This is a genomic window from Rhodoluna sp., assembly GCF_036721215.1.
In the GTDB taxonomy this organism is placed as follows: domain Bacteria; phylum Actinomycetota; class Actinomycetes; order Actinomycetales; family Microbacteriaceae; genus Rhodoluna.
The window spans coordinates 1-7,704 of sequence record NZ_DAIMLM010000005.1 but is presented as its reverse complement, the minus strand read 5'-3'; the positions used below and the strand labels follow the sequence as shown (position 1 = coordinate 7,704).

9 protein-coding genes are annotated in these 7,704 nt (G+C 48.1%); 5 read left to right on the top strand and 4 right to left on the bottom strand.

Annotated elements, in window-relative coordinates; translation table 11 throughout:
* Positions 1 to 222: ArsR/SmtB family transcription factor (locus tag AC9UCN_RS06410; protein WP_509525097.1), on the top strand; the 222-nt coding region annotated here is incomplete at its 5' end.
* A gap of 12 nt (positions 223 to 234) precedes the next feature.
* On the opposite strand, the gene AC9UCN_RS06405 is transcribed toward AC9UCN_RS06410, so the two are convergent.
* Together AC9UCN_RS06405 and AC9UCN_RS06400 are read right to left on the bottom strand one after the other, a co-directional pair.
* On the bottom strand, positions 235 to 1,164 hold the full coding sequence (locus AC9UCN_RS06405) for a hypothetical protein (protein WP_509525095.1): 930 nt from the start codon (positions 1,162 to 1,164) through the stop codon (positions 235 to 237).
* Entirely contained in the window at positions 1,154 to 1,600 is a 447-nt protein-coding gene (locus tag AC9UCN_RS06400; protein ID WP_509525092.1) for a MarR family winged helix-turn-helix transcriptional regulator, read from the bottom strand. The genes AC9UCN_RS06405 and AC9UCN_RS06400 overlap by 11 nt, the downstream gene beginning before the upstream one ends.
* Before the next feature lie 199 nt (positions 1,601 to 1,799).
* Between AC9UCN_RS06400 and AC9UCN_RS06395 the strand changes: the two genes are divergently transcribed.
* Entirely contained in the window at positions 1,800 to 2,156 is a 357-nt protein-coding gene (locus AC9UCN_RS06395) for a hypothetical protein (RefSeq protein ID WP_509525089.1), read from the top strand.
* A gap of 79 nt (positions 2,157 to 2,235) precedes the next feature.
* On the opposite strand, the gene AC9UCN_RS06390 is transcribed toward AC9UCN_RS06395, so the two are convergent.
* On the bottom strand, positions 2,236 to 2,823 hold the full coding sequence (locus tag AC9UCN_RS06390) for a TetR/AcrR family transcriptional regulator (protein ID WP_509525086.1): 588 nt from the start codon (positions 2,821 to 2,823) through the stop codon (positions 2,236 to 2,238).
* 80 nt (positions 2,824 to 2,903) lie between these two features.
* Here AC9UCN_RS06390 and AC9UCN_RS06385 point away from each other — a divergent pair, with 80 nt between their 5' ends.
* Both AC9UCN_RS06385 and AC9UCN_RS06380 read left to right on the top strand, forming a co-directional pair.
* The gene (locus AC9UCN_RS06385; RefSeq protein WP_509525083.1) at positions 2,904 to 5,048 is read left to right on the top strand and encodes an MMPL family transporter; all 2,145 of its coding nucleotides are present in this window, start codon (positions 2,904 to 2,906) and stop codon (positions 5,046 to 5,048) included.
* Between the two features lie 100 nt (positions 5,049 to 5,148).
* Entirely contained in the window at positions 5,149 to 6,090 is a 942-nt protein-coding gene (locus AC9UCN_RS06380; protein ID WP_509525080.1) for a phosphotransferase family protein, read from the top strand.
* 218 nt (positions 6,091 to 6,308) lie between these two features.
* On the opposite strand, the gene AC9UCN_RS06375 is transcribed toward AC9UCN_RS06380, so the two are convergent.
* The gene (locus tag AC9UCN_RS06375) at positions 6,309 to 6,500 is read right to left on the bottom strand and encodes a hypothetical protein (protein WP_509525078.1); all 192 of its coding nucleotides are present in this window, start codon (positions 6,498 to 6,500) and stop codon (positions 6,309 to 6,311) included.
* Between the two features lie 139 nt (positions 6,501 to 6,639).
* On the opposite strand from AC9UCN_RS06375, the gene AC9UCN_RS06370 reads away from it, so the two are divergent.
* A complete protein-coding gene (locus AC9UCN_RS06370; protein WP_509525075.1) occupies positions 6,640 to 7,398 on the top strand; it encodes an SDR family oxidoreductase in 759 nt (252 codons plus the stop codon).
* Positions 7,399 to 7,704 lie beyond the last annotated feature (306 nt).

The window sequence follows — 7,704 nt, the reverse complement described above, 5'->3', positions numbered from 1 at the left end:
GCACTTGGAGACGAGACTCGACTTGGGCTCATAATGGCTGTTGCGGCTAGTGAAGGTGCAGAAGCTTGTGTTTGCGATCTCACGCCCGATACAGGCTTAGCTCAAAGTACAGTCAGCCATCACCTAAAGCTGTTGGTGGATTCGGGATTGCTAGAAAGAACACAAAGAGGTAAGTGGGCGTATTACTCACTAACGAGCGCAGCTAGGAACTTGCTCAAGTAATTCAATAAATTTCTAAGGCTTTGTCTTTACTTGAGCCCTTGATTGGCTTAGCGACAGGACTGCAAAGAGAATCGTGGCGAATACCGCTAGAGCCACAAAACTAATGATTGTCATTTCGCTCGGCGAGGAAAATGGCTCAGCCCTAAGTGATTGCCAGGTCACAATGCCAACAAAGCCAAGCCAGGTAAGGTTGCCAACCAGGATCAGCGGAACTCGGAACGCAAGAGGCAGTAGCAAAGATATTAATAGCAGAATCGCTGCCACCTGAATCGAGTGCAGGCCAAAGAAGTGTCCTACTCGCAAATCACCGGCTACAGTACTCCAGCCAAGAAATGGCAAACCAGGACCACCATCTGAAACTCCAACTGCGTGAGCTCCGGCAATCCCTTGGTAGTTAGCCAACTGAATGGCGGTTGGCCAAGTCATCAAGTAAGCAAGCCCCATACCAACTGCAGTGTTGATGCTTCCTAAGGCAAGTGCCAACTTGAGATTGAACTCCTGCTGCTTTTGAAACAAAATCATCAAGCTGATAAAAATCGTTGAGAAAAGCACAATTGAAATGAAGGTTGCCATGGTCGACCAAATTGCAATGGCGGTTGGAGTTGAAACATTGAAATGGCTTGTTTCACCAATGCTTGCCATGGCCAAGATCATGACAATCTCAACGGCAAGGGACACTGCGATAACAAATCCAGTGAGCTTGACCCAACGGCCCCCTCGAGTTAGGAACGAGCTAAGCCAAGAGTAAGTGAATGAGAAAATTGCAACAGATATGTAGAACTTGATTGGCTTTTCCCAAACAGATACTCCAAGCAGTTCCCTTGAGTCCAGTATCCACAATGGGATAAGTGCAACTGCGACCACGACGCAGATAACCGCAAGCCAAAACAGGGATTTGGTGTGCTTCAGGCGTGATAGGTCAAATAGTTTCTCAGGCTGCATTTCTGGACTCCGCATTCTTGATTAGTTGTGTCTTTACCTTCGTCAATGTCTTGTCGAGTTTTTCCAAATCAACAGAAGAACCTCCATCGAAAAGAATCCTGAACTCTTTTTCTAAAAAGTCTGCAGACTGGGTGGTCAACAGCTCTCCCTTACGGGTGAGCTCTAAGGATAGATTTTTTTCGTTTCCGGATACCTTCGAGACCTTTACGAAGTTACGTTCTTGAAACCAAGAGAGCCGCTGGCTTACCGCCGCTCGAGAAACACCCAGACACTCTGCTAGATAGCTAGGTGTGGGTTTGTCCTGACTCATAAGGGTTACTAGAAAAAGAAACTGGCTATAGGTCAGTTCAAAATTTGCCCGAAGCAGTCGATCCGCAGTGGAGTTCAAGACATAGACAAGCTCGTTCAGGGTAAAGGTGATACGACTTCTATTCATACGCTTTAGTTAACTACTTGACAATCTGTTTGTCAAGTAGTTAACATTGTCTTTCGAAGAATTTAGATGTTCCGGCGGCAAACAGGACCCCACGACACCTTTTTCTTTTTGGATCGAAATAGTGCTCACCAGATGGACCAAATAGAATGGGCGCCAGGTGAAGCAAATAAAAAGATAAGGACTAAACAAGATGCAAACCATGATCTACATCTCTTTAGCCGTAAACATCGTGGTTTTGGTCCCAATTGTTGTGCTGATGGCTATCAAGTCGCCTCTTGTTGATACTGCCTGGGGACCTTCGACTGAGGCACGCGCGATTCTGTGGTCTGTCTACATCGCGATTCTTTTTGCGTCCATCTTCCTTACGTTCATGCCTATAGCCTCTTTTGTTGCAGCTCTTTTGGCGGTGCAGGTTATCTATAAGCTCACAACCCCATTTACAGTTGGAAGCTTTAGCAACCCGGTTGTGATCAGCAATATGGTGATTGCGACCTTGCATGCAGTGACTCTAGTGAGCATATTTTCAGAAATAGGCACGCAGCTTTTGACGGTGTAATTAAGACTCAATGACTTGGTCGATGGAGGACCCTCACAAGAAGTTCTTTTCAACGGAAAATAGGGGATTCCAACGAGCTCTAACCGCGAAGGCTTGCTAGTACCCATTTCGACACAAAACTCTTGGTTGACGCTGCACTTTGTTTAACACTAGATGTACCTATTGAGCTTCGTAGTAACCCACCTAATCCAAGCAAGATGGCGTTGTGCCTAAATACAATTTCAGTCCGGTCAAGGTGCGGCAACTTCTTTCCCAGTAGAGCAATTAAGGGACTTAGTTCCATCTCTTGCATCGATGGCATAAGCGCTTGAAGCTGAGAAACATTTTCAACCGAGCCTCTCTGGAGAAGATTCCAAAGATCTCTTTCTCGTTGACTCACAGACTTAGGTTCCAGTAAGGGCCCTAGCCAAATGTTCACTAATTCCTCGAGATCTGCTTTCTCGTCTAGAGACTGGATTCTTGCACCTTGGCTAGTAGTAACTTCGGTTAGTGCGGATAGGTAAGCCTGGCGGATAAGTTCATCTCTTGATCCAAAGTGGTAGTTCACGGCAGCAACGTTTGCATCGGCGAGTTCAGTAATCGCCCGAAGCGTGGTCTTTGATTCCCCCCGCTCTAGGAGGAGTTTCTGGGTTGCAGCCAGGATCTCGGCGGCGGTATTTATTGCCATGGCTCTATTGTGTCAGATTTGACAGAATTTCAAACATATGTTTCAATCAACTGTTTGAATCTTTCGAATTTAGGAGTTGTATGTTCCATCTACTTTCTCGCCTAGGCGAGCTGTCAGCTAAGAGGCCCTGGCGGGTCCTGATCACTTTCATCGCTTCGATTGTTGTCCTGGGAGGAGTAGCCGGGGCAGTTGGCGCTGGATTTACTACCGAGGTTCGCTTAGGGAACACTGATTCCCAGAGAGCCACTGACTTGCTAATCAGTGAGTTCCCTCAGGCATCCGGTGACTCAGCCACTCTCGTCTTCTACTCCGACGAAACAGAGGGTGTGATAGATCCTGAAATTCAGACTCAACTTCTTGACACATTCGATGAGATTTCGAATCAGCTAGATGTGAACACCATAACTCCGTTGCAGGTTTCCGAAGACAAGTCCACTGGATTCGTGAACGTTGTTTTCGACATGCCTGCGGCTGATCTTTCAGCAGATCACTTGAATCGTCTTGAGGTGGCAGTAGAGGAAGTTCATGAACTTGGCGTTGAAACTAGTATGCGAGGACCAGTTGTTGATCGCTGGCGTGACCGTGAGCCACCGGTTGGTGAATTCCTGGGAATCTTTGCAGCATTTATTCTTATTACTCTTTTGTTCCGCTCTTTCACTGCAACCATGGTGACAATTGGAGCTGCGCTTATCGGTCTGATTCTTGGAAACACCGTTCTAGCGGTAGTTTCTGGATTCACTGACATCCCAAGCGTTGCTCCAACAATTGCAATCATGCTCGGTCTTGGTGCCGGAATTGACTACGCACTGTTCATGGTCTCAAGGTTCCGCCAGAGACTTCGCGTAGGCGATGATCCAATTAAGGCCGCAGCAAATTCAAACGCTTCAACAGGAAAATCGATTATTACCGCTGGAGCAATTGTTGTAGTTTCAATTCTTGGACTCTATGTAACAGGCATTGATGTAATTGGCCGAATGGGGCTAGCTGCCGCAATCGTTGTTGCAGTCACTGCAATCACGGCAGTCACCTTGGTCCCTGCGCTATTGAAGTTTGCGGGCGATCGAGTATTGCCTAAGGCCGAGCGAGCTAAGAAGAAGACTACGAAGAAAGCCGCCCCCCCAAAGAAGTCGGTTGAGGGAGAGGGTTCTAGGAAAATTGCAACCTTTGTCTCAAAGCGTCCTTGGATGTGGGCAACAGCATCCTCATTACTTCTTCTACTTGTAGCCTCACCGGCACTTAGCTTGCAGCTTGGTCAGCCAGATGATGGAAACCGCCCAGTCGGTGACACAATGCGTGTTGCCTACGATCGCTTAAATGAGGGCTTCGGGGCAGGATTCAATGGACCGCTTTTGGTTGCGGTTGATCTGAACACAGCCAACTCGGATGAGTTGATTTCTGATTTGACCCAGGAGCTAAGTTCCGCAATCGGAGTGGAGGCCGTTGGCCCAGCCCAGTTCAGCGACTCCGGTGATGTTGCGGTTCTCACAGTGATCCCCGAAACAGCACCACAGTCTCAGGAGACCAGTCAGTTAGTAAAGGAGATTCGCAGCGATGTGATCCCTGGTGTGATCGATGGTACTGATGCCAACGCATACGTTGGTGGCCAAACAGCCACCTTTGATGATTTGGCAACAAAGGTTAGCGACAGCCTCGTGCTGCTTGTACTGGTTGTTGTAGGACTGTCACTACTGCTACTTACCTACTTCTTTAGGTCGATAGCTCTTCCAATTGCCAGCGCCGTGATGAACTTGCTTTCAATCGGTGCTGCATACGGAGTTGTGACTCTTGCATTCCAAACCGACTGGGGAGCAGCATTGCTTGGCGTTGACCAACAGCCGGTGGTTTCCTTTGTCCCAATGCTCATGTTTGCAATCCTCTTTGGACTGAGCATGGATTACAACGTTTTCCTAATTTCAGCTGTTAGGGAAGCTAAGGATGCAGGCGTATCTGCTAAGAAAGCACTGATTGAGGGAGTGGGAAAGACAGCAAGCCTGATCTCAGTAGCCGGTGCAATCATGGGTCTAGTTTTCCTAGGCTTCATGATCACAACGGAAACCGAAGTCAAGATGATTGGTCTTGGCCTCGCTGTTGCGGTGATAGTTGACGTCACAATTGTTCGACTGATTCTTGCTCCAGCGCTAATCACACTTCTAGGTGAGCGTGCATGGTGGCTTCCGAAGTGGTTGGAAAAGCGTCTTGGGAAACAGCCGATAATGTCTCACTAGGCAGTTGCAGAATATGAGAGCCGCGGCAGATGCTGCGGCTCTCTTCCTTAACGGACACCAATGCCAGACCTTGAAATCATGCCGCCCTTAAACTAAGGAGATGGCAAAGACCGTTTCGCTTGAATCACTTCCTACAGAGATTGGCGCGGCACTCTACCGCATCGATAAACCCGAGAGCTTTTCGGTTGAGGCATTTCGACACGAATCGATCACAGTAATAAACAAGAGACTCTCTAGCGTTTACAAATTTGTTCGCAGAAACAAAAAGCTGGTTTTGCAGCTCGACAAAGAAATCTACAATCTAAACCTGTTGCGCAAAAAGAAGATTGCAGCACCAACAGTTTTGAAACGTCAGCAACTAAAGCAATTCGACATGGTTTCGTATTCATATGCCTCAGGCAAGATTGTAGAAGGTAAGGCGCTACCAAAACACGCAAAATTACTTGCCGAAGCACACTGCAAACTGCACCAAGCATTTGCGCGGGATGGAAAAACTAGGAAAGCCGAATGGAACTCGGCCAGAATGTTGAAGCCGATTTTCTCAAAGTCCCATGCTCAGGAGTATTCGCCTGAACTCGTGAAGTATGCGCGTTCCATAGCCCGTGCACTCAAGGCTCACGAACTTGCGCGTGAAGATTTGACCTTCGTTCACAGCGACAGCCATTTTTCTAATGTTGTGTTCCAACCTAAGCGCGCTGTTCTCATCGACTGGGCCGAAGCCGGTTGGGCATCCAAGTATTTTGAGCTTGGCGTAGTGATTCACTCGATGCTCTACGAGAAAAAAGCAATGCAGCGCGACCTGATTGTCACCTATCTCAACGAATACTTCAAAGCCGGCAAGATATCCGAGCGAGATGTTCAGCTAATCGAACTTCACACGAAATTGCGCTTTCTCGAAGCTGCAACCTGGCATCTGATGGAGTCGAAGGAGGACCAGCTTCTCAACAAGGGTCGCTACGCAAAGTTTGTCGAGGAATCATGGCAAAAGGGCGAGCGTTTCGACCTAGAAAAACTGCTCGGCATGCCCGCGCCAAAAAAGTAAATTGGATCCAGATAGTTGAGAGACTCATCACTTCCACTCCTCGAGGAATCAGCCTGACAAGCCCACCGTGCTTTGCTTCGGAGCACTCAATAAAGGCCCCTAATGAGGCTCTAAATCAAGGGAGTTGCTGGCGGAGAATGCTTGATTCGAACTACCACCCTGGTGTCCGCCTAAGTACTGGGGTTAGCAAGGCGAGAAACGCTTTCTACGCCATGTTTCTACGCCAATTGTGGCTTGGGTTTCGACTCTGTCTTGGCTTGGAGTTTGTTGAACTGACCCTTAGTCAAGAAGACCCTGTGAACGTTTTTCTCTAATGAATCCCCCGTATGGGAGGCGTATGGAGAAGTCCCGATCTCTAAATACTTTCCAGTCTTGAGATTTAGGTCAATGTAGTAATAAGTAGTTGGCATTATCTGAACCTATAACGAAAAAGGACCCCTTACAAGAGGTCCTTTTCTGGCGGAGAATGGGGGATTCGAGCTAACCCAATCCGGTTCCTGAATTGGACACTTCCGTTCTCGAGTCTTATTTTAGAGAGGGAGGTTTTTGATGAAGATTGCTCTCGCCGGTGGGACTGGGCTAGTGGGTAAGTTTGCCGTCACGGCTGCCGAAAACCGAGGACACGAAGTTGTCTCGATTTCCCGAAGAAATGGCATCGATTTAATTTCTGGCGAGGGTTTGGCGGAGGCTCTCGATGGCGTGGATGTAGTCATCGACGTCACCAACAAAACTACGCTGAGCGCCAAAGCTGCGCGAAAATTCTTTTCAACCGTCACAAACAACATCCTGAGCGCAGAGGCGCAGACCCGGGTGAAACACCACGTGGCTTTATCGATCGTCGGTATCGATGAGATTGACGATGGCTACTACGCGGGGAAACTCGAGCAAGAGCGAACCATCGAAAGCGGATTAGTCCCGTACACCATTGCTAGGTCCTCCCAATTTCATGAGTTCGTGACCCAGCAACTGCAAAGTATGCCTGGACCGATTGCGCTTCTTCCAAAATGCCTTATGCGACCAGTGGCAGCAAGGGAAGTGGGGCAACACCTAGTGGATATCGCAGAAGGAAAACCACTTAAGCGCGCAACGGATTTGGTTGGTCCAAGAAATGAAGTGTTAGTTGATCTGGCTCGAAGGCAGATAGCTTTCGACGGCTTGAAGAAGTTGGTTCTCGAGTTTCCGCTTCCAGGGGTTTTTGGAAGAGGCATGGCTTCAGGCGATTTGCGCGGAAAGGGCGAAACGATTGTGGGGAAAACCACTTTTGATGACTGGCTAGAAAGTCCTGATCATCAAAATCCCCCACAATAACTTCAAGTCAGACCTTGCTTGGCTCTGTCAATTGCACACGCAACTGCACAACCAGCAAAAACTCCCTCAATAAACGCCTTTACTGAGGCTCTAAATCAAGGGAGTTGCTGGCGGAGAATAGGTGAAACGAACTACCGCTCTCTTACCCGCATAAACACAGGGTTTACGACTTCCTGAATCACTTTCTACGCCATCTTTCTAAGCCATTGGTGAGGCAATTGACGCTGATGCGTGTTTTGGTTAAATTGTCAGTATGAGTGCAATCGAAGTCGTGGGTCTATCAAAGAGGTACAAAGACTTTCAGGC